Origin of the sequence: Pandoraea pnomenusa (genome assembly GCF_000767615.3) — a bacterium.
GTDB classification, from domain to species: Bacteria; Pseudomonadota; Gammaproteobacteria; order Burkholderiales; family Burkholderiaceae; genus Pandoraea; species Pandoraea pnomenusa.
Genome location: NZ_CP009553.3, coordinates 1,142,454 through 1,168,224 on the forward strand (window position 1 = coordinate 1,142,454; position 25,771 = coordinate 1,168,224).

The window sequence follows — 25,771 nt, forward strand, 5'->3', positions numbered from 1 at the left end:
AATGGAGTCGATGAAAGCTTCCGTGATTTTCCCCGCTACCGCCGCACAAGTCGAGCCATCGACGCCTCCGAACGCTTCGGAAGTGTCGTCATCGCGCGACAATGCGACATCTCTCGCGCTCGATGTCGGGCGCCTGAGCGCGCTTGTCGCACAAATTCGCGAGTGGGGACGTGAGTTGGGGTTCGACAAGGTCGGCATCACGGACACCGATCTCTCGCACGCCGAACCGGGCCTGCAACAGTGGCTCGACGACGGTTGTCACGGCGATATGGACTACATGGCCACGCACGGCATGAAGCGCGCGCGCCCCGCCGAACTGGTGCCTGGCACCGTGCGCGTGATTTCCGTGCGTATGAATTACCTGCCCAGCGACACCGATACCGCGACCTGGCGCGAGCGCGAGGCCGCGCGCGCCGCCGTGCCGGGCGAAGCCGTGGTGTCGCTCTACGCCCGGGGGCGCGATTATCACAAGGTCGTGCGCAATCGCCTGCAGCAGCTGGCCGACCGGATCAGCGCGGCGATCGGGCCGTTTGGCTACCGGGCGTTTACCGATTCCGCCCCCGTCCTCGAAGTCGAACTCGCGCAGAAGGCTGGCCTTGGCTGGCGCGGCAAGCATACGCTGCTGCTCTCGCGCGACGCCGGTTCGCTCTTCTTCCTCGGCGAAATCCTGGTCGATCTGCCGCTGCCGGTGGATGTCGACGCGGCGATCGCACCCCGCGATGCGCATGGCTCGCGCGGCGACGCAGGGGCGAGAGCGTTGCAGCGCGGCGAACACTGCGGGCAGTGTCGGCGATGCCGCGACGTATGTCCCACCGGCGCCATCACCGAGGACTTCCGTGTCGATGCGCGGCTGTGCGTGTCGTATCTGACGATCGAACACAAGGGTGCGATTCCCGAGCCGTTGCGCGCCAAGCTGGGCAACAGGATTTACGGTTGCGACGACTGCCAGCTCTATTGCCCGTGGAACAAGTTCGCGCAACCGGCCTCGGTTCCCGATTTCGCCGTGCGCAACGGTCTGGATCGCGCCTCGCTGGTCGAGCTGTTCGCATGGAGCGAAACCGAATTCACGCAGAAGCTGGCCGGTAGTCCGATCCGGCGCATCGGACATGAGCGGTGGCTGCGCAATCTGGCGGTCGGGCTAGGCAACGCCTTGCGCGAGACGGCCGACGCCGGCGCTCGTACGTCATTGCGCGACGCCTTGCTCGCGCGACGCGATCATTCCAGCGCCCTGGTGCGCGAGCACATCGAATGGGCACTGGCTCAGGAAGGAGTCACCGATTGACCCAGCGCACACTTCCGCCAATGCATGTCAACGACGACGCTGACGACGACGTGGACGCCGATTTCGGCGCGGGGCCAGACGCCTTCGACGAGGCCGGGGAACCCTTCGAGCAGGCAGCGTCCGGCGCCGAGGAGGCCGACCGTCGTGATGGGCACGATAGGCACGATGGGCACGACCGCGAGGCCGCCGCGCTCGCCTTCGATGCCGACGGCGCGACCTACCGTCGCAGCGCCGCGCTCATCGATCAGTTCTGCGACACGCTCTGGCTCGAAGACGGTCTCTCGCGCAACACCCTCGACGCCTATCGGCGCGACTTGCGTCTTTTCGCGCAGTGGCTGGCCGCGACGCGCGACACGTCGCTCGACGGCGTGAACGAAGCGGCGCTCAGCGCCTACCTCGCGTGGCGGCGCGACAGTCTGGCGAGCAGCGTGAACCGGCGTCTGTCAGTCTTCAAGCGGTTCTATCAATGGGCCTTGCGCGAGCACATCGCACAGCAGGACCCGTGTCTGCGCATCGCTTCGGCCAAGCGCGCGCAGCGGCTGCCCTCGACATTGTCGGAAGCGCAGGTCGAAGCGTTGCTCGCCGCTCCCGATCTCACCCAGCCGCTTGGCCTGCGGGACCGGGCCATGCTCGAATTGATGTACGCGAGCGGGTTGCGCGTGTCGGAACTGGTCTCGCTCAAGACCATCGAAGTGGGCCTGAACGAGGGGGTGCTGCGCATTTTCGGCAAAGGTGCGAAGGAGCGGCTCGTGCCGTTCGGCGAGGAGGCGAATGGATGGCTCACGCGTTATCTGGCCGAGAGCCGGGGCGTGCTGCTTGCCGGGCGCGCGTGCGACACGCTGTTCGTTACCCAGCGTGGCGAGGGCATGACGCGGCAGGCGTTCTGGTATCTGATCAAGCGCTATGCCTCGCAGGCGGACATTCGCGCGCCGCTTTCGCCGCACACGTTGCGCCACGCGTTCGCCACACACCTGATCAATCACGGCGCCGACCTGCGCGTGGTGCAGTTGCTGCTCGGTCACGCCGACATCTCCACCACGCAGATCTATACGCACGTCGCGCGCGAGCGCCTCAAGTCGCTGCACGCGCAGCATCACCCGCGAGGCTGATCCGGCGCGCGCACGCCGAGGTGGCGCGCGGGGCCCGTCAGAGCAATGCCTTGAGCCTGTGCTTGAGCACCTTGCCGGTCGATGCGGCGGGCAGGGCGTCGAGCACCCGAATCTGCGCCGGGCGCTTGTATGGCGCGAGGCGCTGCGCCGCCCACGCCGCCAGGCCCGGTTCATCGATGACATGACCCGGGCGCGCCTCCACGAACGCAATCACCTGTTCGTTACCTTCGTGTTCGCGACCGAGCACGGCGGCCTGAAGGACGTCCGGATGGCTCGCGAGCGCTTGTTCGACCTCGATCGGGTAGACATTGAAACCGGAGTGAATGATCAGTTCGCGGGCGCGTCCGGCGAGGAAAAGCGCGCCGTCGGCGGCGCGGCGCCCCAGGTCGCCGGTGCGTAGCCAACCGTCGGCGCTCACCGCGGCGGCCGTCAGCTCGGGCGCGCGATAGTAGCCCAGCATGACGTTCGGGCCGCGCACCCACAGTTCGCCGACCTCGCCGTCGGGCACGTCGCGGCCGTCGCGATCGACGATTCGCACCGCCACGCCCGGAATGACCGGCCCGACGGCACAATCGTCGCGCGGCGCATCGAGCAGCGTCTGCGACACGGTGGGGCTGCTCTCGGTGAGCCCGTAGCCGTTATGGATCGGCAGGCCGTAGAACGCTTCGACGCGGGCCTTGAGCGCGGCGTCGAGCGGGGAGCCGCCCGAGTAGACGAAACGAAGCCGCGGCGCGACCAGCGGTACCCCCTGCGTTGCCACGTGCGCCATCAGTCGCGCGTGAATGGCAGGCACGCCTTGCAGGATGGTCAGGCCGTCGTGGGCGAGCGAGTCGAGCACGGCCTCCGGGCTGAAGCGCGCGGCCAGTCGGAGCGTGCCGCCCGCGTAGAGCGTGCCGAGGCACACCGACGTGAGGCCGTAGACGTGAGAAATCGGCAGCACGCCGTATGCGACATCGTCGGCGCTCACGCGCCGCAATGTGCTGGACACGGCCGCGATGAACATCAGGTTGCGGTGCGACAGGCGCACGCCCTTCGGCGTGCCTGTCGTGCCCGTCGTATAGATGAGCGCCGCGCATTGCGCAGCCGGATCGGCCGAGACGGGCTCGGCGGCACTCTCGGCATCGATGTCGGACATCGCGACGGCGCCCAGCGCGAGCTCGGTCCATGCGACCTTCGCGGCGTCGGCACGCGCGTGGGCCGCCGCGTCGGGCGAGGCGTCGATGGCGTAAATGGCGCAGCGCGGGCGTGCATGCGCACGGATCACGCTCAGCTCGACCGACGACAGGCGGGCGTTGCACAGCAGGGGCCATGCGTCGAGCGACGCCGCGGCGAGAAGCAGCACCACATACGCGATGCCGTTCTCGCCAACGATCATGACGCGATCGCCGCCACGCACGCCATGCGCGCGCAGTCGGTCCGCACTCGCGGCCACGGCGTTCGCGAGTTCGCCGTAGGTCATCCGGCCGAAGTCGTCGATCAGCGCGACGCGTGCGGGCGCGTGCGCGGCAATGCGCGCGGGCAGGGCGTCGATGCGGGCGGGAAGCGTCGCGAGCAACGCGGCAACTGACGTGTCCGAGTCCGGCATGGCGGGGGCGTCTGAGGTGTCGGTAGGGGCTGACATGGGCGCATTGTAATGCGCCCGGCGCCATCGGGCAGAGAAGACAGGGGCAGGGACGTCGGGCAATACTCGGAGCGCCGACGAGCATCGGCAGTGCGGCACGCGCTCGGCGGCACCCGGTGGCCGCGGCCCCACGATGTCACCGCACGCACGACGGGTTTCATTACAATAGGCGCCCATGAGCAAGACCAAACATGTCTCGGAAACGCCGGCCACGCAGTTTCTGAAGCAAAAGCAAGTGGCCTTTACCGAGCACGTCTACGAGTATGTCGAGCACGGCGGGACCGGCGAGTCGGCGCGACAGCTCGGCGTGGACGAGCACGCCGTCGTCAAGACGCTCGTCATGGAAGACGACAAGGCCAAGCCGCTGATCGTGCTGATGCATGGCGACCGCACGGTCTCCACGAAGAACCTCGCCCGTCAGATCGGCGCGAAGCGCGTGGAGCCATGCAAGCCGGAAGTCGCACAGCGTCATTCGGGCTACATGGTGGGCGGCACGTCGCCATTCGGCACCAAGCGGGCGATGGTGGTGTACGTCGAGGCGTCGGTGCTCGACTTGCCGAAGATCTACATCAACGGCGGACGTCGCGGCTATCTCATCGGTATTGCGCCGCCGGTGCTGCTCAATACGCTGGGTGCGAAGCCGGTCAACTGCGCCTTGAGCGACGATTGAACGCCTCCGGCCACGGCGATTCGACGCGTCGCGCGCCTCGGCTCGCCAAGCGCGCCCCAACATCGGCGGCAACGAGCGTCGCCCCGGCACTTTGCGCGCTGGCGCAACCCCGTGTTTGCCAGAATGGGGCGTCGGGGCCGCTCAAGTAGAATGGCGCCCATCACAAATTCTCCTCACTCACGAAGTTCATGGCCACACTGGTTTTTATCGTCCTTGCGTATCTGATGGGTTCGGTTCCCTTTGCGGTGATCGTCAGCCGCACCATGGGCCTCGCGGACCCGCGCAGCTACGGCTCGGGCAATCCGGGGGCCACGAACGTGCTGCGCTCCGGCAACAAGAAAGCGGCCGTACTCACGCTGATCGGCGACGCCCTCAAGGGCTGGCTGGCCGTCTATCTCGCCCAGCACTTCGCCGACGCGTGGGGTGTGGGCGATTTCGGCCTCGCGGCGGTCGCGCTCGCGGTGTTCGTCGGTCACCTGTACCCGGTCTTCCTGCGTTTCGCCGGGGGCAAGGGCGTGGCGACGGCCGCCGGCGTGCTGATCGCCATCGATCCGATCCTTGGCCTCGCCGTGGTCGCCACCTGGCTCATCATCGCGATCTTTTTCCGCTATTCGTCGCTCGCCGCGCTGGTCGCCGCCGTGTTCGCGCCGCTCTACTACGTATTCATGTTTGGATTCGGGCCGTATGCGCCAGCGGTCATCGTCATGGCGATCCTGCTGATCTATCGTCACCGCGCAAACATCGGCAAGCTGATCGCCGGCAAGGAAAGTCGCATCGGGCAAAAGAAGTGAGCCGGTCCGGCCGGTCGACGCCCAACAAAAAACCCGCAGTGAAGCTGCGGGTTTTTTGTGTCTGCTGGCCCCCGGGACGGGCGACCGTAACGATCAGTCGCGGAAGTTGTTGAAGTCCAGCGGCGTGTCGGTCACGTCCTTGCGCAGCAGCGCGATGGCGCTTTGCAAGTCATCGCGCTTGGCGCCCGAGATGCGCACGCTGTCGCCCTGGATGCTCGCCTGCACCTTCATCTTGCTGTCCTTGATCAGGCGCACGATCTTCTTGGCCAGATCGCCTTCCACGCCCTTTTTCACCTTGACGACCTGCTTGACCTTGTCGCCGCTGACCTTCTCGACCTTGCCGTAGTCGAGGAAGCGCACGTCGACGTTGCGCTTGGCCATCTTGCTCACGAGCACCTGCGTGACCTGATCGAGCTTGAAGTTGTCGTCGGCGAACAGCGTGAGTTCCTGATCCTTGTGCTCGACGCGCGAGTCCGATCCCTTGAAGTCGAACCGCGTCGAGATCTCCTTGTTGGCCTGATCGACGGCGTTCTTGACCTCCACCATGTTGGCTTCGCTAACCACGTCAAACGATGGCATCTGGCTCTCCTGAATTGAAAAGGGTTCGTGGAGCGGCACGACGGGCATGCCGCGGGCATTCGGCGGTGGCGCGGGACGCGCCGCGCGGCCGGTATAATGATGCGCAAAATTCTTTCGCCCGACATTGTAATTCAGCCGTCGGTCCCGCGTCCGTCCCGGCGGCGCCCACTGGCTCTCCCATATTCCATGCTCCAGTTGCAACGCGACGTCAGCCTGCGCGATTTCAATACCTTCGGTTTGCCCGCGACCGCGCGCTACGTCGTGACGATCGACAGCGAAGCGGCACTGCTCGAGGCGTTGGCCATGCCAGAGCTGGCAGGCTTGCCGCGTCTGGTGCTCGGCGGCGGCAGCAACGTGGTGCTCACGCGCGATTTCGACGGCGTGGTCTTTCGCATGGCCATCCGCGGCCGCGAACGGCTTGCCGACGACGCCCACGCCCGGTACGTGCGCGGCGGCGCCGGCGAGATCTGGCATGAGTTCGTCGACTGGACGCTCTCGCAGGACTGTGCCGGCCTCGAGAACCTCGCCCTGATTCCCGGGACGTTGGGCGCTGCCCCGATGCAGAATATCGGCGCATATGGGCTCGAACTCGCCGAGCGTCTTGCCCACGTGCGCGCGCTGGACACCGCCACGGGGGCATTCGTCACGCTTTCGCGCGATGCGTGCGCGTTCGGTTATCGGGATTCCTGTTTCAAGCATGAGCCGGGCCGCTACATCATCGTTGCTGTCACGCTGCGCCTGCCTCGGCCCTGGCAGCCGGTGACCGGCTACGCGGACGTGGCACGTACGCTGGCCGAGGCCGGCATCGAACGGCCCTCGGCGCGACAGATCTTCGACGCCGTCGTGGACATTCGTCGGCGCAAGCTGCCCGACCCCGCCGAACTGGGCAACGCCGGCAGTTTCTTCAAGAACCCGGTGGTCGATGCCGCCACGTTCGCCGCGTTGCGCGAACGCTCACCGCAAGCGGTCGGCTACGCGCAGCCCGACGGCTCATGGAAGGTGGCCGCCGGCTGGCTGATCGACCAATGCGGCTGGCGCGGCAAATCGCTCGGTCACGCAGGTGTGCACGAGCGTCAGGCGCTGGTGCTCGTCAATCGCGGCGGCGCGAGCGGCGCCGACATCGTCGCGCTCGCTCGCGCGGTGCAGGCGAGCGTGCAGGAACGCTTCGGCATTCGCCTCGATCCGGAACCGCTCATGCTTTGATGGCCGTGGCGTCGGGCAGGCGCTGGAGGTAGTCGCGCCGCAGGTCCACGCTCGAGCGCACACCCACGTCGGCATAGTGTGCGTCGAGCCAGCGCGCGGCCGCCTCGCGGCCACGGTCGCGCAGCGTGGTCAGGAAATGCCAGTCGGTCACGAATTTCGTCGACGACGACAGGTCGTAAAGCGCCTTGTCCGCCCGGATCGAATGGATCAGCGGGTACTTCAGACGCTTGCGAAACTCGGGTTTGAGCCACCCCTCGTCGAGCAGCTTGTGCACGAACGAGATGGCGCGGAATTCGCGCTGCAGCGACGCGTTGAACGTGATCTCGTTCACGCGATTCATGATCTGTCCCGGCAGCACGGGCTTCTCCTTTCGCTCGATCGGATTGATATGCACGATCAGGATGTCGCTCGTCACCGTCTCGTAGTAGAAGGGGTAGAGCGCAGGATTGCCCAGGTAGCCGCCGTCCCAGTAGTAGTCTTCGTCGATCTTCACCGGCTTGAACAGCCACGGCAGGCAGGCCGACGCCATCGCCACGTCGAGCGTGATTTCGTGCGTGCGGAAGATGCGGATATTGCCGGTACGGATGTTGGTCGCGGACACGAACAGATGCGTGGCGGTGCTCTCGCGCAACCGCTCGAAGTCGACCTGGGCCTCGAGTACCGTGCGCAGCGGATTGATTTCCGTGGTCGGTTGCGAGAACGGCATCATCCACTGTTGCATGCTCTGCATCCAGTCGTGCCACACCGGGTACTCCGTGGGGCGGCCGTTGAGCCAGCTGAAGACGGTTTGCGCCCATGCGGTGGCCGACGACCCGGCCTGCGACACGCCCAGCCAGAAGCTGTGCAGCGCTTCACGCGCCTTTTCGCGCGGGTCCACGCCCGGGCGATCGAGTAGCCCGTGCGCCAGCACCACGGCATTCATGGTGCCGGCCGACGCGCCGCTGATGCCTTCGAACTCGAGACGTCCGTCCTCGAGCAATTTGTCCAGCACGCCCCACGCATAGGCGCCGTGCGCGCCGCCGCCCTGAAGCCCGAGGTCGATTCCCTTGCGTTTGGCGTTGCCGCGACGCGAGCGGGCCGCCTTCGGGTTTTTGACGCGTGTTCTGGTGCGGGATGGGGCGCCGTCCGGTGGGAGCAGCGGCACGTCGCTTGGCTCGAGATCGGAGCCCGGGTCGCTGGCGCGCAGCGAGATGTCGTCCCGCTCGTCGGCGGGCGCCGAAGCGGTGGGATCACTGGCGGTGGCGTTGCCGTCGGGATCGTCGGCAAGGGCCTCGGCAGGTCGGGGGGGCAGACGCGACATAGTGAGTAGCGGCGCCGGGCCGCGCTGAACCGGCCGAGAGGGCGATGGCGCCGGTTGCCCCGCGCCGTCGCGATGCTGGCCAGTCGGTTAGCCGTAGTGGCAAACGTAATCGAGCGTCTCAACGACCTCGATGTCGAACTTGCTGTTGCCCGGCACGGAAAACTGCTGGCCCGCGGCATATTCCTGCCATTCGGTCTGGCCTGCGAGGCGGATGCGGCAGCGTCCACCCGTGAGCTCCATGATTTCGGGCGCATCGGTGCCGAACTGGAGCGTGGCCGGGAAAATCACGCCCAGCGTCTTGCGCGTGCCGTCCGGGAACAACACGGTGTGCGAAACGCACTTGCCGTCGAAATAGGTATTGGCGCGCTTGATTACGGAAACGTTGTCGAACTGCGTTGCGTTTTGCGTCATGACCGAATGCGGTGTCGAATGCGAGGGAAACTCGCATGAGGTGGTGAAGATGCCCATCCCTGGAGGGACAGACGTGAATTCATGCTAGCACGTTTCGCGCGTCCACCCGGGAGCATTTTGTGCATTGCACAACGAATTTGCCTCGCATTGGTGCATATTCCGAAATGTTCTGACGAAGGGATCTGGCGATGCAGTGCGGCGATGAAGCGCGCGCGTCTTTGTTGGACGGGCGCGCGTCACGGATGATAGCGGAACGCTGATCGCGGTGGGGCAGGTGTGTCGCCCGAACAAGGCGGGAACGGAGCGAGAAGGAAGCGAGAAGGAAGCGGGAAGGAAGCGGGAAGGAAGCGGAACCAGGGCGGCCGTGCGGCCGATTGGTGAGGCGAGGGAAACGCGAGGCGGCGGGAGGGGCGGCCCGGGCGGGCAGTACCGGCCCGGGCGTTGCGCAACCGCGTCAGACGCGGCCCAGCATCAGATACTCCATGAGTGCCTTCTGGACATGCAGGCGGTTCTCGGCCTCGTCCCATACAACGCTCTGCGCGCCGTCGATCACGTCCGCCGAGACTTCCTCGCCACGATGGGCCGGCAGGCAGTGCATGAACAGGGCATCGGGCTTGGCCTGCTGCATCAGATCCGTATTGACGCACCATTGCGCGAAGGCCGCCTTGCGGGCTTCGTTCTCCGCTTCGAAGCCCATGCTGGTCCACACATCGGTCGACACCAGGTCGGCGCCCTTGCAGGCTTCTCGCGGGTCGTCGAACTCACGCACGAACGGGCGGCTCGACTCGGCAACCATTGCCTGATCGAGACGGTAGCCCGGCGGCGTGGAAATGTTGAACTGGAACCCGAAGATCTCGGCCGCCTGGATCCACGTGTACGACATGTTGTTCGCGTCGCCGATCCAGGTGACCGTCTTGCCCTTGATGGGGCCACGATGCTCGTAATACGTGAAGATATCGGCCAGCACCTGACACGGATGGTATTCGTTGGTCAGCCCGTTGATCACCGGCACGCGCGAGTGCTGCGCGAAGCGTTCGATGATCTCCTGGCCGAACGTGCGGATCATGATGATGTCGGTCATGCGCGAGATGACCTGGGCGGCGTCTTCGATGGGCTCGCCGCGACCGAGCTGCGTGTCGCGCGTATTCAGGAATACGGCATGCCCACCCAGTTGGTGAATGCCGGCTTCGAACGACAGGCGCGTGCGGGTCGAGCTCTTCTCGAAGATCATCGCCAGCGTGCGGTCGTGCAGCGGGTGGTACGTCTCGTAGTTCTTGAATTTCTTCTTGAGGATGCGGGTGCGCTCAAGCACGTAGTCATACTCGTCGAGCGTCAGATCCGAAAACTGAAGGTAATGCTTGATGGGTTTGGCGGTGGTCATTTGGATGTTCTGCTGGAGGCCGCTCTCGCGGGAGTTCGCCGGGAACTCGCTCGCTTGCGGCACGACGAACAAGCCTTGAGGCCTGTCCCCCGATCAGGCGCGTGAAGGTGTTCTGCCGGTTGCTGGACTCGGGGGAACAGACCCTAGTCTACCAAATCGTTCTGCCGTCACACGAAAAGCGTATCATCGTCCCCGCTGCGGCACAGCCAAAAACGGCTGGCAAGACCGAAAAAAACGTCCGCAGCTGAGGTGGGGAGACGGGTTTGAGTCTTATATAAGATATAATACTGTCTCTGTCAGCAACGCTACCCGCGTACGGCTGGCCAGGTGTTTTTTGAGGTGATTGAGCGATATGACCGACCAGGTTTCCGCGCGCGAGTATTTCATCCAGGGCATTACCCGGGATGGCAAGAAGTTCCGGCCGAGCGACTGGGCGGAACGTCTGTGCGGTGTCTTGTCGTTCTGCGGCCGACGCAATGCCGGCCCGAACGCATACATGCAGTACTCCCCCTACGTGCGTCCGATTATGGTGGGTGACGTCAAGTGCGTCGTCGTTGACGAGCGACTGCGCGATATCGAGCCGATGGCTTTCGATTTCGCAATGAATTTCGCGCGTGACAACGATTTGCAACTGACCGAAGCCTGCATCGTCCCCGACGTCAAGTAATTCCCCCTGACCGTTTCCCGTCAGACGTGAGTGCCGGGCCTTTGGCCCTGACTCACCGTCGCCACCCACCACCTCTGGCCGCCCTCCGGCCGATGTCCTGTCGTCGTCGTTCGCCGCTCGCGGCGCATCCGACCATTCGTTCGCCTCGTCCCTCTCGTTCGTACCGTGCGGTTGATTTGCTGTCACCGGCTGGCGCGATGGAGGGAGGGGCCGATCGCCGCGCTGATACGACGTTTGGCGCCGGAAAAGAAAAAAGCCCGCGCGAAGCGGGCTTTTTAGTGTCCCGACCGTAGTCGGAACCGGCAAGCAACAGGTCGTGTCTCGCTGGCTTACGCAGCAGCCGACATCGCCTTGATGGCGGCCGACAGGCGGCTCTTCTGGCGAGCGGCGGTGTTCTTGTGAACGATGTTCTTGTCGGCAATGATGTCGATCGTCTTGGCCGAAGTGCGCAGCACTTCCTTGGCGGCAGCCTGATCGCCAGCGGCGATGGCCTTGCGGACAGCCTTGACTGCCGTGCGCAGACGCGAACGCAGCGCCGAGTTGTGGGCGTTGATCTTAACGGTTTGACGCGCGCGCTTGCGTGCTTGTGCGGTATTTGCCATGTTCGGTGAATTCCTTGAATTGCTCCGCCTGATGCGGCTTCTATGCAGTTTGGCTCGGCTCCCTGGGAGACACGGTGGCCAGGAAGCAATCCATTGACTTCGAAACCGACGATTATAGCCGAAGGCCAACGGAAATTGCAACTTCTTTGCTGCGAGGCTGTGCGTATAATACGCGCAACATGAATTTGCTCAAAGCTCTCGCTACGGTCAGCGGTTTCACGATGCTCTCGCGCATCACCGGTCTGGTCCGTGAAATCCTGATCGCACGCATGTTCGGCGCGGGTCCCATGACCGACGCCTACAACGTGGCGTTCCGTATCCCCAATCTGCTGCGCCGCCTGTCCGCGGAAGGGGCATTTTCGCAGGCATTCGTTCCAATTCTGGCCGAATTCAAGACGCAACGCAGCGAACAGGAGACGAAAACCCTCGTCGACTCGGTCACGACGGTCCTTTTCTGGGTACTGCTGGCCATCACCGTGGCCGGCGTGCTTGGCGCGTCGGCGGTGGTCTACGCGGTGGCGACGGGCCTGTCGCGCGAAAACGGCACGTTCGACGCCGCGGTGTTCATGACGCGAGTGATGTTCCCTTACATCACGCTCATTTCCATTACGACGCTGGCCGCCGGGGTGCTCAATACGTGGCGGCAGTTTTCGATGCCGGCATTCGCGCCGGTGCTGCTCAACGTCAGCTCCATCGTGGCCGCGCTGTGGGTGGCGCCGCACCTGGAGACGCCGGTTTACGCGCTGGCCTATGCCGTGATCGTGGGCGGCGTGCTGCAACTGCTGATCCAGCTCCCGGCGCTCGCACGCATCGGCATGATTCCGCGCATCACCCTCAATATTGCCGCCGCGCTGCGCAACGTTGGGGTCAAGCGCGTGCTGGCGAAGATGGTGCCGGCCACGCTGGCCGTGTCGGTCGCTCAGGTGAGCCTCATCATCAACACGAACATTGCCTCGCGGCTCGCGCAGGGCAGCGTTTCGTGGCTCGCGTATGCCGATCGCCTGATGGAATTCCCGACGGCGTTGCTGGGTGTGGCGCTGGGCACGATCCTGCTGCCGAGCTTGTCGCGCGCCCACGCCGACGGCGATGCCGCGGAATATTCCGCCCTGCTGGACTGGGGACTTCGGCTGACGTTCCTGCTCGCGATGCCCAGTGCGGTGGGGCTGTTCGTCTACGCGGAGCCGCTGACCGCCACGCTGTATCAATACGGACGGTTCGACGCCACCGACGTCGTGATGACCGCACACGCGCTCACGGCCTACGGCGTCGGACTGGTCGGCCTGATTCTCATCAAGATTCTCGCGCCGGGCTTCTATGCCAAGCAGGACATCAAGACGCCGGTGAAGATCGCCGTGGTGGTACTCGTCGCCACCCAATTGTCGAACGTATTGTTCGTGCGCTGGTTCGCGCACGCCGGTCTGTCGTTGTCGATCGGGGTGGGCGCCTGCATGAACGCCGCGCTGCTGTTCGCGGGGCTCTACAAACGCGGCATTTACCGTCCGGCGCCTGGCTGGCGCCTGTTCTTCGTGCAACTGCTTGCCGCCTGCCTGATTCTGGCCGGCACGCTGCTGTGGTTCACGCAAAGCTTCGACTGGGTTGCGCTCGGCGCGCGCCCGCTCTCGCGCATCGCGTTGCTCGGCGCGAGCCTGGTGCTATGCGCCGTGGTGTATTTCGGGGCATTATTCCTCATGGGTTTCAACTTCTCGTTCTTCCGCCGCCGCACGCGTTGATCGCGTCCCGCCAGGACCCGACGGGCGATGGCCGGAGGCTTGACGGCTGCGGCACGGCAGCATTCACGGATACCGCATGGCGAATCGAATTCTCGAATATTTTGCTGCGCTGGTCGCGTCCGACGACGGCCTCCCGCTCACCGAGGCGGCCATTGCCATCGCGCAGGACGTCTATCCCGACCTCGACGTGCAGGGCACGCTTACCCAGATCGACGCGCTCGCCGCACGCCTGTCACGGCGGTTGCCGCCCGACGCCGGGCCGCTGCAAAAGCTCCAGTTGCTGGACCATTTTTTCTTTCGCGAACTCGGGTTCGCCGTCAACCAGAACGACTACTACGACCCGGACAACAGCCATCTGCACATCGTGCTGGACCGCCGGCGCGGCATTCCGATTTCGCTGGCGGTGCTGTGCATGGAGATCGGGCATCAGATTGGCCTGCCGCTGCGCGGCCTGTCGTTCCCCGGACATTTTCTGTTGCGCCTGGCGGTGCCGGCCGGCGACGTGGTCATCGACCCGCTCTCCGGCAATTCGCTCTCGCCGCAGCGTTTGCTCGAAATGGTCGAGCCATATCTGAAGCACTACCGGGACGAAAGTGCCGAGCCGATTCAGGAGTTAGCGTTATGGGCATTGCTCCACCCGTTTCTGGAGCCCGCCACGCCGCGTGAAATCCTCGCCAGGATGCTGCGCAATCTGCGGGCCATCTACACGCAGAACGAGCGTTGGGAGCGTTTGCTGGCGGTGCAGGAGCGCATGGTGCTCGTGCTGCCTGACCATCCCGTCGAAAAACGCGACCGGGGGTTGGCGTACGCCCGGCTCGGGCTGGTACGTCCGGCGCAGGACGATCTCGAGTACTACCTGAGTACGCGTCCAGAGGCGGAGGACGGCGACGCCATCCGGCAAGTGCTCGACGATCTGAGTCGACGTCCCGGCGGTCATGGCTGACGCCGATGACCGACGACTGGCGCACGCCGGTTTCGTCCTGCACCGCGAAAAAAACGCCAGTCGGCATCGACTGGCGTTTTGCTTTTCGCGAGCCTCCCGCCCCCGCAGCGTTGCGCGGCGAGCGGGGGCCGGGAGCCGGGAAGTGCCGGTGACGGGCGTCAGGCGGACTGCGCGGCCAGCTCCTGCACGCGTCGCTGCAGTCCGGGCTTGTAGCCGAAATGGAAGAACACTTCGGCCATCAGGAACATGGGCGCGATAAAGATCTGGAAGAAGTTGTCGAGCAGCGCCGGTTTGCGTCCTTCGAAATGATGGCCGATCAGCTGAATGATCCAGCCGCCCACGAACAGGACCCCGAACACCGCGAGCGCCCACGTCCATGGCAGGCGTGCGAGATGTTGCGTCACGGCCAGCAATACGGCGAAGAACGCTGTCATCGCCAGTGCGAGGGGAACGTCGAGAATGAAGTAGTACGACAGCAGCACCAGCATGACCACGTGCGCCAGATTCAGTCCACTCGGGCCTAGCGGCACCCATGACAGCGCCTGCATCACGGCAAGGATGATCATGGGAACGCCGAAGAAATGCGTGAGACGGTTCTTGGGACTGCGGTGATAGCGCTGGTAGAACGACATCTGTTGCGCCAGTGATTTCATGCCAGCCTCCTGCCTCGGGGGGACGGGAAGAACACGAGGGCGCCGGTGTTTCGTCCGGCGTCGGGACCGAGCGCGGTGGCGATCGGCATTCCATTGTAGTCACAGTCCGGGTGATGGCGTGTTGCGGTGCGTCAAGGTGCGCCGGGGATCGCGCGCCTCGCGCGGGTGCTTACTTCGGTTGCATCCGGATCGCGCCGTCCAGACGGATGACTTCGCCGTTGAGCATGGGGTTGCGCACGATCTGCTCCACGAGCATGGCGTACTCCGACGGTTTCCCGAGTCGGGGCGGAAACGGCACCATCTGGCCAAGCGACGCCTGCACCTCGGCGGGCATGGCGAGCATCATGGGCGTCTCGAAGATGCCGGGGGCGATGGTCATCACGCGGATGCCGCTGCGCGACAGGTCACGTGCGACGGGCAGCGTCAGGCTCGCGACCCCGCCCTTGGACGCAGCATACGCGGCCTGACCCATCTGGCCGTCGAAGGCAGCGACCGAAGCGGTATTGACGATCACGCCGCGCTCGCCTTCGCCGTTGGGCTCGCCCTGGCTCATGGCCGTGGCGGCGAGGCGAATCATGTTGAAGGTGCCGATCAGGTTGATCTGGATGACGCGCGAGAAAGCGTCGAGCGGGTGTGGGCCGTCGCGGCCCACGGTCTTGCTCCCGATTGCGATGCCCGCGCAATTGACGAGACCTCGTAACGTGCCGAGCGCTTGCGCCGTGGCGACGGCGGCCTTGCCGTCATCCTCGCGGGTCACATCGCATTTGACGAACTTGCCGCCGAGCTTTTCCGCGAGCGCCTCGCCTTCGGCGACGTTCACGTCGGCAAGCACGACTTTCGCCCCGAGCCCGGCGAGCCATCGCGCTGCCGCCGCGCCGAGCCCCGAGGCGCCACCGGTGATCAGAAACACATTGCCCTGAATTTCCATGCGTCATCCTCCTTTGGCAAAAAAGGCGGCCAAGTCTGCACTGGCCGCCTTTTTCATGGCGTTGCGGTCGCCTGCGCGGCGTCGACAGGGCCGGGCCATGTCGTCGACCACAGGCGTTGGCGCGCTTACTTCAGCGCGTCGAACACGCGTGCACGGATCTCGTCCACACTGCCCTGGCCGGAGATCTTGCGATATTGCGGCGCCTCGACGATTGCGCCCTGGCTGCCGTGCTTGGCCCAATCGGAATAATAGGCGACGAGCGGCTTGGTCTGCGATTCGTACACGGCCAGACGCTTCTTCACCGTCTCTTCCTTGTCGTCGTCGCGCTGCACGAGCGGCTCGCCCGTCACGTCGTCCTTGCCTTCCACCTTCGGCGGGTTGAACTTGACGTGATACGTGCGACCTGAGGCCGGGTGCGTGCGACGGCCGCTCATGCGGGTAATGATCTCGTCGAACGGCACGTCGATTTCGAGCACGTAGTCGATGGCCACACCCGCTTCCTTCATGGCTTCGGCTTGCGCGATCGTGCGCGGGAAGCCGTCGAACAGGTAACCGTTCTTGCAGTCGTCGGCCGTCAGGCGCTCACGCACCATGCCGATGATCACGGCGTCCGGCACGAGATCGCCGGCGTCCATGAAACGCTTGGCCTCGAGACCGAGTTGGGTGCCTTCCTTGATCGCGGCGCGCAACATGTCGCCGGTCGAGATTTGCGGGATGCCGAATTTTTCTTTGATGAACGTGGCTTGGGTGCCCTTGCCGGCCCCGGGTGCCCCCAACAAAATCAGACGCATCGATGACTCCTGAAAGTTTGTGATTTGTGAATGCTGTGCGTGCGGCAGGCAGACATTTCCCGGCGATCGGCAGCGGGTTGCGGGTCCGTTGACCGGCCAACCTCACCTCGCGCCGGCGCCGCGCTCGGCAAGGCGCGACGCGCGCACGACCGGGGTCTGCTCGCGAGAATCAGAGCGATTATGCCACGACGTACCCGCCCGGCGGCGTTTTGCCGATGGATGCGCGGCGCGCCGGTATGAATTCCGGTACGGACCTCGCAGTGCGCAGGACCGGTGAGCCGCGGCGCGCGCAGGCATGGGGATTCGCGTCGCCGGCCATTTCAGCGCCCGGCCGCCGCCAAGTTGTGTGCCCATCACTCGCCCATCGCGCCGCGTTGGCGACTGTCGCAGGCGCCTTGCGTCAAACGCCTTGCGTCAGCCTTTCAGCAGCGCGCGAACCCGCTCGAGGTCCTCGGCGGTATCGACGCCCGGCAGCGGTGCGTCCTCGGTGACGAGTACCGCAATGCGCTCGCCATGCCATAGCGCGCGCAGTTGTTCGAGCGATTCGGCGGTCTCGATCGGTGCCTGAGGCAGGCCCGGATAGCTGCGCAGGAATTTCGCCCGGTAGGCATACAGTCCGATGTGACGCAAGATCGGGGTGCTGGCTGCGGGCAACGTTGCCGTGTGTGCGAGCCCGGCCGACCATGCGTCGCGCGACCAGGGAATAGGGGCGCGGGAAAAATAGAGCGCGCGGCCGTGTGCATCGAGCACGACCTTGACGACATTCGGAGAAAAGATCTCGGCGTTCTCGGTGATCGGATGTGCCGCGGTCGAGAGCGCACATTCGGGATGGGCCGCCAGGTGGGCCGCTACCGCATGCACGAGGCGCGGATCGATGAGCGGTTCGTCGCCCTGCACGTTGACGACAATGGTGTCGTCGGACCAGCCATGTTGCACGGCGACTTCTGCCAGGCGGTCGGTGCCCGTGGGGTGATCGGCGCGCGTCAAGGCAACGCTGAAGCCATGGGCCGAGACGGCGTCGGCAACGCTTTGCGCGTCGGTTGCCACGACGACCTGGCGCGCGCCTGACTCGCGCGCCCGCTCGGCCACGCGTACGACCATCGGCTTGCCGCCGATATCGGCAAGCGGCTTGTTCGGCAGGCGCGTCGACGCGAGCCGGGCCGGCACCACGGCGACGAAGTCGACGGCAGCGGCGGCGCTCACGATGCGGACAGGTCGTCGCTCGGCGGCACGGGCGTGCCTTCGACGGACTGACGTGCTTCGTCGGCCAGCATGACGGGAATGCCGTCACGAATCGGATAAGCGAGCTTGTCGGCGTGGCAAATCAGCTCCTGGGCTTTCTTGTCGTACTCCAGGGGACCCTTGCACAACGGGCAGACGAGAATCTCAAACAGTCGGTTGTCCACGCAATTTCTCCACTACCAGTGATACGAGACGCGCATCGAGCGCTGCCTCGGCAGGCACGGCCCACACACGCGGGTCGGACCAGGTGACGCATTTTACTGCATCCTTTTCGGTAATCAGGATGGTGTCGGCCGCCAGGCCATCGAACGGATTCGTGGCGAAGTCGTAATGATCGGGCAGGGCGAGCGTCTCGATCTGCAAGCCGGCGCTGCGCAACGCCGCGAAGAATCGCTCCGGGGCGCCGATACCGGCGGCCGCCAGCACTCGCTTGCCGCGGAAGTGCGAAAGCGGCCGGGTGAGCGACGACTGGCTCACGCACCACGCGTCGCCCAGCGACAGCGTCAGGCGCCAGGTGTCGCGCCAGGCCGGCAATGTCTTGCCGTAAGGGTCGTTGATCAGATTGGCGTCGCGCGTTCGCGAGAGCGGTTCGCGCAGCGGACCCGCCGGCAGCAGGAACCCGTTGCCGCCGAGACGATGGTCGAACACCGCGATTTCGACGTCGCGGGCCAGTGCATAGTGTTGAAGCCCGTCGTCGCAAAGAATGACATCGCACTCGGGGTGCGCGGCGAGCAGCGCGCGTCCTCCTTCGACGCGCGCCGGCCAGACCCACACCGGAGCGCCCGTGCGCCTGGCGATGAGCAGCGGTTCGTCGCCGACCGCTTCGGGGCGCGCGGACGGGCTCACTTCGGTCGGGTGTGAAAGCCGTGCCCCATAGCCGCGCGACAGCACGCCCGGGGTGTACCCGTGTGCGCGCAATGCGTTCACCAGTGCAATGACGGTCGGCGTCTTGCCGGTGCCACCCACGGTGAGATTGCCGATCACGACGACAGGCACGGGCAGGCGCGTCGACGTCTTCCAGCCGCGGCGAAAACTCAGACGTCGCCATGCGGCGATCGCTCCGAAGATGCATGACAGCGGCCACAGCAGCCACGCGACGGCGCCGCGCCGCTGCCATTGCATGTCGACCCAGTGCACCAGCGCGCCCGACAGGCGCGGCACCAGCGCACGGGCGCGCGCACCTTGCGCGGCGCGGTGCGCAGGCGAAGTCATCGGGACGGGCGCGCCGTTGTGGCGCGCGCAGCGAAGGTCAGTCGCGATAGCCCGGCTTCGCGTGCGGCCTCCATTACGTTGATGACCGACTGATGGCTGCTTTTCGCATCGGCGTTGATGATGATGACAGGCGCTTGTGCAGCGTCGCTCGCCGGCCCGGCGGCCTGGCGCAGCGCCGCTGTCAGGCTGGCCACGTCACGCTGTGCGAGCGCGTGCCGGTCGATGGCGTAGCTGCCGTCCGCACCGACCGACACCACGATCTGGCGCGGCGGCACCACAGCCTTCTCCGCGTCGGCCGTCGGCAGATTGACCTTGAGCGCGGTGTAACGCGTATAGGTCGTCGTGACCATCAGAAAGATCAGGATGACCAGCAGCACGTCGATGAGCGGGATCAGATTGATCTCGGGCTCGTCGCGTGTGGAGAGGCCTCGACGGAAATTCATCGCGCAACTCTCGGGTCAGTGCCGCGGCAGCGTGGCATCGAGAAAATGGACCGCCTGCGTCTCGAGTTCCACCAGGAAGGCGTCGACGCGTGTGCGGTAATAGCGGTAGAAGATCATCGCGGGAATCGCGATCATCAGGCCGAACCCCGTGTTGTAAAGCGCGACCGAGATGCCGTGCGCGAGCTGCGCCGGGTCGGTCCCCGTGGCGTCTTGCGAGCCGAAGATTTCGATCATGCCGACGACCGTGCCGAACAGTCCCATCAGCGGGGCGATCGACGCAATGGTGCCGAGCGCCGGCAGAAACCGCTCGAGTTCATGCGCGACGGCGCGCCCGGTCTCCTCGAGGGCTTCCTTCGCGGCGTCGCGCGGCCCCTGTGGATTGTGGGCGACGTAGCGCACGCCCGTGGCGAGCACGCGCCCGAGCAGGGACCCACGCGCCAGCGCCTCGGTGGCCTCCTGCTTGGCGCCACGGCGGGCGAGCGTGATCGCGTTCTCGAGAATGCCCGCGGGCAGCACGCGTGCGCGGCGCAGCGACAGGGCGCGCTCCACGATCAGTGCGAGAGCGATGACGGAGGCGATGAGAAGTGGCCAGATGGGCCAGCCGGCGGCCTGGATGACGGCAAACAAAGACGACCTCTTGCTTGTTGCGGGGGATGGGCAAACGAGTCCGCACTGTAGCGTGCAGGGTGGGGATGGGCAAGCACCGTTTTCCACATTGCACGAGCACAAGGATGTGGACAACCGTGGGATACATCCGACAACTCTTTGACGCAGCGGCGCTTTTTGGTTCGTGATTAAAAAATGCGCAGTGAGCTGTTTCAGAAATGAACACCACCGCAAGCTCACGAATCCCGGAAAACCCGCGCAAGCCTGTGGATAACTATGTGCACATGTCCGCGCCTCGGGAGATATCTTGGCCACGGTACCGAAACCCGTCTTTGAGACGGTCCGGATTCATCTCGGAAAGCCAGAGAAATCAAGGGTTTAGATTGTCCGAGCGGGAAATGTCGGGCGTTCGCACGCGAAAACCCTTAAATTAGCGGGCCTGTGGACAGTTTTTCGTCAGCCAACGCGCATGAACCCATCTTTCGACGACGCCCGGCCCACCGGTGGTGCGGATCGCGTGCTAAGTGTTTCAGATCTGAACAAAGCCGTGGCCGGCGTGCTCGAGCGGAGCTTCCCTCTGGCCTGGGTCAGCGGCGAGATCTCGAACTTCACGCGCGCGGCCAGCGGTCATTGGTATTTTTCCATCAAGGACGCCCAGGCGCAGATGCGCTGCGTGATGTTCCGCGGACGCGCGCAGCATGCCGATTTCATGCCGAAAGAGGGCGATCGCGTCGAAGTTCGCGCCTTGCTCTCGATGTATGTGCCACGCGGCGAAGTGCAACTCAACGTGGAGGCTATCCGTCGCGCCGGACAGGGCAACCTGTACGAGGCGTTCCTGCGGCTCAAGGAAAAGCTCGCCGCGGCAGGGCTCTTCGATACCGCCCGAAAACGTGTGTTGCCAAAGTACGCACGTCGCGTTGGCGTCGTGACGTCGTTGCAAGCCGCCGCGCTGCGCGACGTACTGACCACGCTGGCGCGGCGTGCGCCACACGTCGCGGTCGTGGTCTATCCCGCCCCGGTGCAGGGCGCCGACGCCGCGGCCCGCCTCGCCGCCGCGCTCGACATCGCCAACGCCCGTCGCGAGGTGGATACCATCCTGCTGTGCCGCGGCGGCGGCTCGATCGAAGACCTCTGGGCTTTCAACGAGGAAGTGCTGGCGCACGCGATTGCGCGAAGCGAACTGCCGGTCGTCTCGGGCGTGGGGCACGAAACCGATTTCACCATTGCGGACTTCGTGGCCGATGTGCGGGCGCCCACGCCGACGGCGGCCGCCGAACTCATCAGTGCCGCGCGCGACGAATGCCTGCGCGAGGTCGACCGCGAGCGCCAGCGTCTTACGCGCGCCATGTGGCGTACGCTCGAGCAGCGCGCCCAGCAACTCGACAGCCTGTCGCGCGGGTTGGTGTCGCCGCGCGAACGTCTGGCGCGTCAGCGCGGCGAGCTCGCGCACTTGTCCGATCGCATGCGGCACGCACTGGAGCGCCCGTTGGCGCAACGTCGGGGCCGCTTCGAGATGTTGCGCCTGCGGCTGGCGCGCGCCGTGCCGGATATTGCGTCGCAACATGAACGCGTGGCATTGCTTGGACAGCGCATGCAGAGTGCCATGTCGCGCCGCGCCGAGCGCACATCGCAGCGTCTGACCGATGCCAGGGCCCAGCTTGAACTGCTCAATCCGCGTCGAACGCTGCAGCGCGGTTATGCCGCGGTGCTCGATGCCAGGGGGCAACCGCTGCGCGACCCCCGTCGGCTGCAACGCGGCCAGCAGGTCACGATGCATTTGGCGCAAGGCGCGGCCGATGTCGGCATTGGTGACGTTCAAGTCAGGCTAGACGATACTTTTTAGGCGTGGCCGGTTCGGGGAATCTGCCAAATCGCAGGGATCGTGCGTCGATTGGCCGGGATCGGCAAACAATCGTCACATTCGACGGGCACATTGCGGGAAGCCAAGTACCCGTTGGGTTTGCGGGGTTATCGCATCTGCCCTAGAATCGATGGCTCCGGATAACGCAAATCGGGTTCCCCTCAGAGCACAAAGGACAATTGCCATGGAACACAAGCTCCCTGAACTGCCGTACGCCATCGATGCACTGGCGCCGACCATCTCCAAGGAAACGATGGAGTATCACTACGGCAAGCACCACCAAGCCTATGTGACCAACTTGAACAACCTGATCAAGGGCACCGAATTCGAAAACGCCAGCCTCGAAGACATCATCAAGAAGTCGTCGGGCGGCGTGTTCAACAATGCAGCCCAGGTGTGGAACCACACCTTCTTCTGGAACACCCTGACGCCCAAGAGCAGCGGCGCACCGGCTGGCGATCTGGCCAAGGCCATCGATGCCAAGTGGGGTTCGTTCGACGCCTTCAAGGAAGCCTTCACGAAGTCGGCCGTGGGCAACTTCGGTTCGGGCTGGACGTGGTTGGTGAAGAAGGCCGACGGTTCGCTCGACATCGTGAACACGAGCAACGCCGCAACCCCGCTCACCACGACCGACAAGCCGATCATCACGATCGACGTGTGGGAGCACGCTTACTACATCGACTACCGCAACGCCCGTCCGAAGTTTGCCGAGGCATTCTGGACGCTGGTCAACTGGGATTTCGCCGCGAAGAACTTCGCGTAATCGAACGTCCCGGACTTTGCCGGTCGACAATGGCGAATCGCGCACTCCGATGTGCGGTTCGTGACGCGATGCCGCGTCAGGCGCCCAACCCGAGCGCGCGACGCCGCCGGCAATCGAAAAGCCCACCGCTTGCGGTGGGCTTTTTTCGTTTTCAGCGGTTGCAGGATCGCGCGGATGTGAGGTGGACTTGATCGACATCAACGTTTGGCGATGCGACCCTCGATAGAGTGAGAGCTCCAAACGCGAAGAACGACTTATGCCAGACCCTGCGCCAACCGCTTGTGATCCTTCCGTTGATCCCCTTCCCGAGCGCCATGCGCACCGCGCGGGCCCGGAGGTGGCAGCGGTAGACCCCCGGCCCGTCGCGCCGTACCGGAGCCGGCTCGCCGATGCCCGGCTCATGCGCAGTTTGCCGAGTGCGGCATGGACGTTGTTCCGTCTGGCCGAACACAAGCGTGGTGGTACCGCCACTCACATGTGGCGCGTGGGTACGCTCGCGTGGCGTTTCGCGAAGTCGCTGGAATTGCCCGCCGTGGAGGCGCAGGCGCTCGGCCTCGCGGCGGCGCTGCATGACACGGGCAAGCTCTGCATTCCCAATACGATTCTGGAAAAGCCGGGCAAGCTGTCGCCCGACGAGACGCAGGTGATGCGGATGCATCCCCGGCTCGGCGCCGACATGCTTCGCGCCATTGGCGGGGCGGCGTGCGAACTGGCCGCCTCCGTGGCGCTCACCCATCACGAGCGTTACGACGGCCTCGGGTATCCGCATGGGCTGTCGGGAAATCGCATCCCGCTGGCGGGGCGTATCGTTGCCATCGTCGACGTGTTCGATGCGCTCGCGAGTCATCGGCCTTATCGGGCCGCGCTCAGCCCGACGCAAATCGTCGGTGCGATGCTCGCCGAACGGGGGCGTCACTTCGATCCGTGGCTGCTCGACCGCTTTCTCGAACGATCACTCACATCCGCGCTCGGCGTATCGAGCGGCGCGCGCTGAGCGCGCCCCCCGGCATCCCGACGATCAGCGCGGGAGGCCGGAGATCTTCATGCCCGGTCCAATGCCCCGCTTCCTGAACCAGCCCTGGTTCATTTCGAGCGCGTAGCGCACGGCGGCACGCGGGCAGTGGTTATCTTCGGTCTGCGGGGCCATGTCCTCGATGTTCACGATCGTGCCGTCGTCGGCGAGAAAGGCAATGGACAGCGGCAGGTCGGTGTTTTTCATCCAGAAGCAGTGACCGGCACGTTGTTCGAACACGAACAGCATGCCGGCGTTATCGGGCATGGTCTTGCGATACATCAGACCCTGCTCGCGATCGGCTTCGTTGGCGGCCACTTCAGCCTTGATCAGATACATGCCGGCGGAAAGCTGGACGGTGGGAAACTGACCGGGTTGTTTGATCTGCGCGACGGCGCTCGTCGGCGCAAGGGCCATGACGGCGGCGGAGGCGGCAAACGCGGCGCTGGCGGCAAGCGCGGCCAGTTGACGTGAAATCCGGATCACGAACGACTCCTGAAAGATCGGGGGAACGTCAGAGGAAGGCGGATCATTGTAGCCGCCGGACGAAAAAAAAGCAGGTTGCGAGAGCAACCTGCTTGTTACCGCACGTTGCGCAGACAGGCTGCGCCACGCGGGACTTACTTGCTGGCAGCGGCCGGCGCTTCAGCAGCCGAAGCCTTCTTTGCCGACTTCTTGTGCGACTTCTTGTGCGTCGACTTCTTCTTTGCAGCCGGCTTGCTTGCGGCGGCCGGAGCAGCACCCGCGTCAGCGGCCGGAGCCGAAGCTTGAGCGAACACGCCAGTTGCGAACAGGCCAGCGACCAGGGCAGCGATCAGTTTTTTCATGAGATTCCTCGTTGAAGCTCGATGTTGGGGTGATGTACTCGTTGACCCGCGAAGTGAGTCATCTCCTTTAACGTCCGTTCAGAACATCGGTTGACAACCCACCCGCAGTTTTTTTCGAACACAAGTATTACGGCTTGTTACCGACCGGGGGTTGGACAGCCTTCTTGCCGGTCTTCTTGTGGTGATGCTTTTTGTGCTTGGCCTTCTTCGCCGGAGCGGCATGGGTAGCCGCTGCCGGTGCCGCCGGAGCGGGCGCTGCCGCTGCAGGCGCCGCCGGTGCGACAGGCGCCGTGGCCGGCGCCGATTGTTGGGCCATCGCGGCGCCGGACACGATCAGGCCGGCGGTCAATGCGAGCAGCAGTTTGTTCATGACTTGGTTTCCTCGTTTCAGTTCGTGGTGCGTATGTTGCGCACCTGTTCCCTCAACGAGATGAGCGATCGCGGCGTTGACCGGAAAGTGTAAGTATTTGTTGCGGCAGTTCGCACCATTGTCCTGGCGCCAGATTCAGCGCGAAGACGTCGACCGGACCGATGGCCACGCGCACAAGTCGCAGGGTCGGTTTGCCCACGGCGGCCGTCATGCGTCTGACCTGACGGTTCTTGCCTTCGACCAGCGTGATCTCCAGCCAGTGGGTCGGAATGCTCGCGCGATAGCGGATGGGCGGATGGCGAGGCCACAGCGCCTGCGGCTCGGGAATCTCGCGGGCGTCGCAGGGCAGGGTGACGAAATCGCCCAGATCGAGACCGGCGCGCAGGCGAGCGACAGCCGTTTCTTCGTAAGCCCCTTCGACCTGCGCCCAATAGGTCTTGGGCAACTTACGTTCCGGTTCGGCGATCCGCGCCTGAAGGCGACCATCGTCGGTGAGCAGCAGCAGTCCTTCGCTGTCGGCATCGAGGCGACCCGCCGGATACACCCCGGGCTGCGCGATGCATTCGGCGAGTGTCGGGCGGGTGGGATGCGGCGAGAACTGACAGATCGTGCCGAAGGGTTTGTTGAGTGCGAGAAGTGTCATACCGGTAGCGCAAAATCGGAGAGTGCCGACGAACATGCCCGCCATGCGGCAGGGCATCTGAACGCAATATGCGTTCTCGACCTGCTGGCCAGCCCCGCCATGTTAATGCATAATCGGGAACGTAAGTCTTA

General features: G+C 64.8%; 29 protein-coding genes. 11 read left to right on the forward strand and 18 right to left on the reverse strand.

The genetic code is table 11. The features are described from left to right. Position 1: 1 nt before the first annotated feature. Entirely contained in the window at positions 2-1,282 is a 1,281-nt protein-coding gene (queG, locus tag LV28_RS29280; RefSeq protein ID WP_081326819.1) for a tRNA epoxyqueuosine(34) reductase QueG, read from the forward strand. After that, a complete protein-coding gene (gene xerD / locus LV28_RS29285; RefSeq protein ID WP_306630162.1) occupies positions 1,279-2,391 on the forward strand; it encodes a site-specific tyrosine recombinase XerD in 1,113 nt (370 codons plus the stop codon). Before queG ends, xerD begins: the two co-directional genes overlap by 4 nt. Before the next feature lie 37 nt (positions 2,392-2,428). Here xerD and LV28_RS29290 read toward each other — a convergent pair whose 3' ends face one another. After that, the gene (locus tag LV28_RS29290; RefSeq protein ID WP_048806433.1) at positions 2,429-4,012 is read right to left on the reverse strand and encodes a class I adenylate-forming enzyme family protein; all 1,584 of its coding nucleotides are present in this window, start codon (positions 4,010-4,012) and stop codon (positions 2,429-2,431) included. 175 nt (positions 4,013-4,187) lie between these two features. On the opposite strand from LV28_RS29290, the gene ybaK reads away from it, so the two are divergent. Together ybaK and plsY are read left to right on the forward strand one after the other, a co-directional pair. Continuing rightward, positions 4,188-4,682, forward strand: coding sequence for a Cys-tRNA(Pro) deacylase (ybaK, locus tag LV28_RS29295; RefSeq protein ID WP_023594541.1), 495 nt, complete (start codon positions 4,188-4,190; stop codon positions 4,680-4,682). Positions 4,683-4,870: 188 nt separating this feature from the next. Continuing rightward, positions 4,871-5,473: a glycerol-3-phosphate 1-O-acyltransferase PlsY gene (gene plsY / locus LV28_RS29300; RefSeq protein WP_023594542.1), complete on the forward strand. Its 603-nt coding sequence runs from the start codon at positions 4,871-4,873 to the stop codon at positions 5,471-5,473. A gap of 93 nt (positions 5,474-5,566) precedes the next feature. Here plsY and LV28_RS29305 read toward each other — a convergent pair whose 3' ends face one another. Then, the gene (locus LV28_RS29305) at positions 5,567-6,052 is read right to left on the reverse strand and encodes a YajQ family cyclic di-GMP-binding protein (protein WP_023594543.1); all 486 of its coding nucleotides are present in this window, start codon (positions 6,050-6,052) and stop codon (positions 5,567-5,569) included. 186 nt (positions 6,053-6,238) lie between these two features. Here LV28_RS29305 and murB point away from each other — a divergent pair, with 186 nt between their 5' ends. After that, a complete protein-coding gene (murB, locus tag LV28_RS29310; RefSeq protein ID WP_038618552.1) occupies positions 6,239-7,255 on the forward strand; it encodes a UDP-N-acetylmuramate dehydrogenase in 1,017 nt (338 codons plus the stop codon). Here murB and LV28_RS29315 read toward each other — a convergent pair. From LV28_RS29315 to argF, 3 genes are all read right to left on the reverse strand, one after another. After that, a complete protein-coding gene (locus LV28_RS29315; RefSeq protein WP_023594545.1) occupies positions 7,245-8,555 on the reverse strand; it encodes a patatin-like phospholipase family protein in 1,311 nt (436 codons plus the stop codon). The genes murB and LV28_RS29315 overlap by 11 nt on opposite strands. Before the next feature lie 87 nt (positions 8,556-8,642). Continuing rightward, positions 8,643-8,966, reverse strand: coding sequence for a pyrimidine/purine nucleoside phosphorylase (gene ppnP / locus LV28_RS29320; protein ID WP_038621491.1), 324 nt, complete (start codon positions 8,964-8,966; stop codon positions 8,643-8,645). 454 nt (positions 8,967-9,420) lie between these two features. After that, positions 9,421-10,347, reverse strand: coding sequence for an ornithine carbamoyltransferase (gene argF, locus LV28_RS29325; protein ID WP_023872131.1), 927 nt, complete (start codon positions 10,345-10,347; stop codon positions 9,421-9,423). A gap of 352 nt (positions 10,348-10,699) precedes the next feature. On the opposite strand from argF, the gene LV28_RS29330 reads away from it, so the two are divergent. Next, on the forward strand, positions 10,700-11,014 hold the full coding sequence (locus tag LV28_RS29330) for a DUF3579 domain-containing protein (RefSeq protein ID WP_023594548.1): 315 nt from the start codon (positions 10,700-10,702) through the stop codon (positions 11,012-11,014). 329 nt (positions 11,015-11,343) lie between these two features. Here the strand turns inward: LV28_RS29330 and rpsT are convergent, their stop codons facing one another. Beyond that, entirely contained in the window at positions 11,344-11,616 is a 273-nt protein-coding gene (gene rpsT, locus LV28_RS29335) for a 30S ribosomal protein S20 (RefSeq protein WP_023594549.1), read from the reverse strand. A gap of 179 nt (positions 11,617-11,795) precedes the next feature. Between rpsT and murJ the strand changes: the two genes are divergently transcribed. Together murJ and LV28_RS29345 are read left to right on the forward strand one after the other, a co-directional pair. Then, positions 11,796-13,346, forward strand: a complete 1,551-nt coding sequence (gene murJ / locus LV28_RS29340) for a murein biosynthesis integral membrane protein MurJ (RefSeq protein ID WP_023872130.1) — start codon at positions 11,796-11,798, stop codon at positions 13,344-13,346. A gap of 76 nt (positions 13,347-13,422) precedes the next feature. Continuing rightward, on the forward strand, positions 13,423-14,289 hold the full coding sequence (locus LV28_RS29345; RefSeq protein ID WP_025250371.1) for a SirB1 family protein: 867 nt from the start codon (positions 13,423-13,425) through the stop codon (positions 14,287-14,289). Between the two features lie 158 nt (positions 14,290-14,447). On the opposite strand, the gene LV28_RS29350 is transcribed toward LV28_RS29345, so the two are convergent. The 8 genes from LV28_RS29350 to LV28_RS29385 all read right to left on the reverse strand — a co-directional run bounded on the left by LV28_RS29350 (position 14,448) and on the right by LV28_RS29385 (position 20,185). Then, positions 14,448-14,942 carry an Mpo1 family 2-hydroxy fatty acid dioxygenase gene (locus LV28_RS29350; RefSeq protein ID WP_023594552.1) on the reverse strand — a complete coding sequence of 165 codons (495 nt, stop codon included), beginning with the start codon at positions 14,940-14,942 and terminating at the stop codon, positions 14,448-14,450. A 169-nt stretch (positions 14,943-15,111) separates the two neighbouring features. Next, positions 15,112-15,870 (reverse strand): 3-hydroxyacyl-CoA dehydrogenase, encoded by a 759-nt coding sequence (locus LV28_RS29355; RefSeq protein WP_023872129.1) that lies wholly within the window; start codon positions 15,868-15,870, stop codon positions 15,112-15,114. Positions 15,871-15,995: 125 nt separating this feature from the next. Next, complete coding sequence (adk, locus tag LV28_RS29360; protein WP_023594554.1) at positions 15,996-16,661, reverse strand: adenylate kinase; 666 nt, start codon at positions 16,659-16,661, stop codon at positions 15,996-15,998. A gap of 414 nt (positions 16,662-17,075) precedes the next feature. Then, positions 17,076-17,864, reverse strand: a complete 789-nt coding sequence (gene kdsB / locus LV28_RS29365) for a 3-deoxy-manno-octulosonate cytidylyltransferase (protein WP_023872128.1) — start codon at positions 17,862-17,864, stop codon at positions 17,076-17,078. Further along, a complete protein-coding gene (locus LV28_RS29370) occupies positions 17,861-18,067 on the reverse strand; it encodes a Trm112 family protein (RefSeq protein ID WP_023594556.1) in 207 nt (68 codons plus the stop codon). Before LV28_RS29370 ends, kdsB begins: the two co-directional genes overlap by 4 nt. After that, entirely contained in the window at positions 18,048-19,025 is a 978-nt protein-coding gene (gene lpxK, locus LV28_RS29375; protein ID WP_048806722.1) for a tetraacyldisaccharide 4'-kinase, read from the reverse strand. Before lpxK ends, LV28_RS29370 begins: the two co-directional genes overlap by 20 nt. An 86-nt stretch (positions 19,026-19,111) precedes the next feature. Continuing rightward, the gene (locus LV28_RS29380; RefSeq protein ID WP_023594558.1) at positions 19,112-19,558 is read right to left on the reverse strand and encodes an ExbD/TolR family protein; all 447 of its coding nucleotides are present in this window, start codon (positions 19,556-19,558) and stop codon (positions 19,112-19,114) included. Positions 19,559-19,573: 15 nt separating this feature from the next. After that, positions 19,574-20,185: a MotA/TolQ/ExbB proton channel family protein gene (locus tag LV28_RS29385; protein WP_023594559.1), complete on the reverse strand. Its 612-nt coding sequence runs from the start codon at positions 20,183-20,185 to the stop codon at positions 19,574-19,576. A gap of 448 nt (positions 20,186-20,633) precedes the next feature. On the opposite strand from LV28_RS29385, the gene xseA reads away from it, so the two are divergent. From xseA to LV28_RS29400, 3 genes are all read left to right on the forward strand, one after another. After that, positions 20,634-22,007 carry an exodeoxyribonuclease VII large subunit gene (xseA, locus tag LV28_RS29390; RefSeq protein WP_038618547.1) on the forward strand — a complete coding sequence of 458 codons (1,374 nt, stop codon included), beginning with the start codon at positions 20,634-20,636 and terminating at the stop codon, positions 22,005-22,007. Positions 22,008-22,209: 202 nt separating this feature from the next. Then, positions 22,210-22,788 carry a superoxide dismutase [Fe] gene (gene sodB / locus LV28_RS29395; RefSeq protein WP_023594561.1) on the forward strand — a complete coding sequence of 193 codons (579 nt, stop codon included), beginning with the start codon at positions 22,210-22,212 and terminating at the stop codon, positions 22,786-22,788. Positions 22,789-23,188: 400 nt separating this feature from the next. Continuing rightward, positions 23,189-23,782 carry an HD-GYP domain-containing protein gene (locus LV28_RS29400; protein ID WP_023872125.1) on the forward strand — a complete coding sequence of 198 codons (594 nt, stop codon included), beginning with the start codon at positions 23,189-23,191 and terminating at the stop codon, positions 23,780-23,782. Positions 23,783-23,806: 24 nt separating this feature from the next. Here the strand turns inward: LV28_RS29400 and LV28_RS29405 are convergent, their stop codons facing one another. The 4 genes from LV28_RS29405 to LV28_RS29420 form a co-directional block, all read right to left on the reverse strand. Continuing rightward, positions 23,807-24,286: a DUF192 domain-containing protein gene (locus LV28_RS29405; protein ID WP_024788590.1), complete on the reverse strand. Its 480-nt coding sequence runs from the start codon at positions 24,284-24,286 to the stop codon at positions 23,807-23,809. Between the two features lie 134 nt (positions 24,287-24,420). Beyond that, complete coding sequence (locus tag LV28_RS29410) at positions 24,421-24,627, reverse strand: hypothetical protein (RefSeq protein ID WP_023594564.1); 207 nt, start codon at positions 24,625-24,627, stop codon at positions 24,421-24,423. Between the two features lie 127 nt (positions 24,628-24,754). After that, positions 24,755-24,997, reverse strand: coding sequence for a hypothetical protein (locus LV28_RS29415; RefSeq protein ID WP_023594565.1), 243 nt, complete (start codon positions 24,995-24,997; stop codon positions 24,755-24,757). 52 nt (positions 24,998-25,049) lie between these two features. Further along, entirely contained in the window at positions 25,050-25,640 is a 591-nt protein-coding gene (locus LV28_RS29420) for a pseudouridine synthase (protein ID WP_025250373.1), read from the reverse strand. Positions 25,641-25,771 lie beyond the last annotated feature (131 nt).

What these genes read in the sequence shown, in the direction of transcription:
- lpxK (WP_048806722.1), bottom strand. Translation starts at nt 19,025, where the DNA reads ATGCAATGGCAGCGGCGCGGCGCCGTCGCGTGGCTGCTGTGGCCGCTG.
- murJ (WP_023872130.1), top strand. Translation starts at nt 11,796, where the DNA reads ATGAATTTGCTCAAAGCTCTCGCTACGGTCAGCGGTTTCACGATGCTC.
- LV28_RS29350 (WP_023594552.1), bottom strand. Translation starts at nt 14,942, where the DNA reads ATGAAATCACTGGCGCAACAGATGTCGTTCTACCAGCGCTATCACCGC.
- LV28_RS29420 (WP_025250373.1), bottom strand. Translation starts at nt 25,640, where the DNA reads ATGACACTTCTCGCACTCAACAAACCCTTCGGCACGATCTGTCAGTTC.
- LV28_RS29305 (WP_023594543.1), bottom strand. Translation starts at nt 6,052, where the DNA reads ATGCCATCGTTTGACGTGGTTAGCGAAGCCAACATGGTGGAGGTCAAG.
- xseA (WP_038618547.1), top strand. Translation starts at nt 20,634, where the DNA reads ATGAACCCATCTTTCGACGACGCCCGGCCCACCGGTGGTGCGGATCGC.
- ppnP (WP_038621491.1), bottom strand. Translation starts at nt 8,966, where the DNA reads ATGACGCAAAACGCAACGCAGTTCGACAACGTTTCCGTAATCAAGCGC.
- ybaK (WP_023594541.1), top strand. Translation starts at nt 4,188, where the DNA reads ATGAGCAAGACCAAACATGTCTCGGAAACGCCGGCCACGCAGTTTCTG.
- queG (WP_081326819.1), top strand. Translation starts at nt 2, where the DNA reads ATGGAGTCGATGAAAGCTTCCGTGATTTTCCCCGCTACCGCCGCACAA.
- LV28_RS29400 (WP_023872125.1), top strand. Translation starts at nt 23,189, where the DNA reads ATGCGCAGTTTGCCGAGTGCGGCATGGACGTTGTTCCGTCTGGCCGAA.
- LV28_RS29415 (WP_023594565.1), bottom strand. Translation starts at nt 24,997, where the DNA reads ATGAACAAACTGCTGCTCGCATTGACCGCCGGCCTGATCGTGTCCGGC.
- sodB (WP_023594561.1), top strand. Translation starts at nt 22,210, where the DNA reads ATGGAACACAAGCTCCCTGAACTGCCGTACGCCATCGATGCACTGGCG.
- LV28_RS29410 (WP_023594564.1), bottom strand. Translation starts at nt 24,627, where the DNA reads ATGAAAAAACTGATCGCTGCCCTGGTCGCTGGCCTGTTCGCAACTGGC.
- LV28_RS29380 (WP_023594558.1), bottom strand. Translation starts at nt 19,558, where the DNA reads ATGAATTTCCGTCGAGGCCTCTCCACACGCGACGAGCCCGAGATCAAT.
- LV28_RS29355 (WP_023872129.1), bottom strand. Translation starts at nt 15,870, where the DNA reads ATGGAAATTCAGGGCAATGTGTTTCTGATCACCGGTGGCGCCTCGGGG.
- argF (WP_023872131.1), bottom strand. Translation starts at nt 10,347, where the DNA reads ATGACCACCGCCAAACCCATCAAGCATTACCTTCAGTTTTCGGATCTG.
- LV28_RS29315 (WP_023594545.1), bottom strand. Translation starts at nt 8,555, where the DNA reads ATGTCGCGTCTGCCCCCCCGACCTGCCGAGGCCCTTGCCGACGATCCC.
- LV28_RS29330 (WP_023594548.1), top strand. Translation starts at nt 10,700, where the DNA reads ATGACCGACCAGGTTTCCGCGCGCGAGTATTTCATCCAGGGCATTACC.
- adk (WP_023594554.1), bottom strand. Translation starts at nt 16,661, where the DNA reads ATGCGTCTGATTTTGTTGGGGGCACCCGGGGCCGGCAAGGGCACCCAA.
- LV28_RS29345 (WP_025250371.1), top strand. Translation starts at nt 13,423, where the DNA reads ATGGCGAATCGAATTCTCGAATATTTTGCTGCGCTGGTCGCGTCCGAC.
- murB (WP_038618552.1), top strand. Translation starts at nt 6,239, where the DNA reads ATGCTCCAGTTGCAACGCGACGTCAGCCTGCGCGATTTCAATACCTTC.
- plsY (WP_023594542.1), top strand. Translation starts at nt 4,871, where the DNA reads ATGGCCACACTGGTTTTTATCGTCCTTGCGTATCTGATGGGTTCGGTT.
- rpsT (WP_023594549.1), bottom strand. Translation starts at nt 11,616, where the DNA reads ATGGCAAATACCGCACAAGCACGCAAGCGCGCGCGTCAAACCGTTAAG.
- LV28_RS29290 (WP_048806433.1), bottom strand. Translation starts at nt 4,012, where the DNA reads ATGTCAGCCCCTACCGACACCTCAGACGCCCCCGCCATGCCGGACTCG.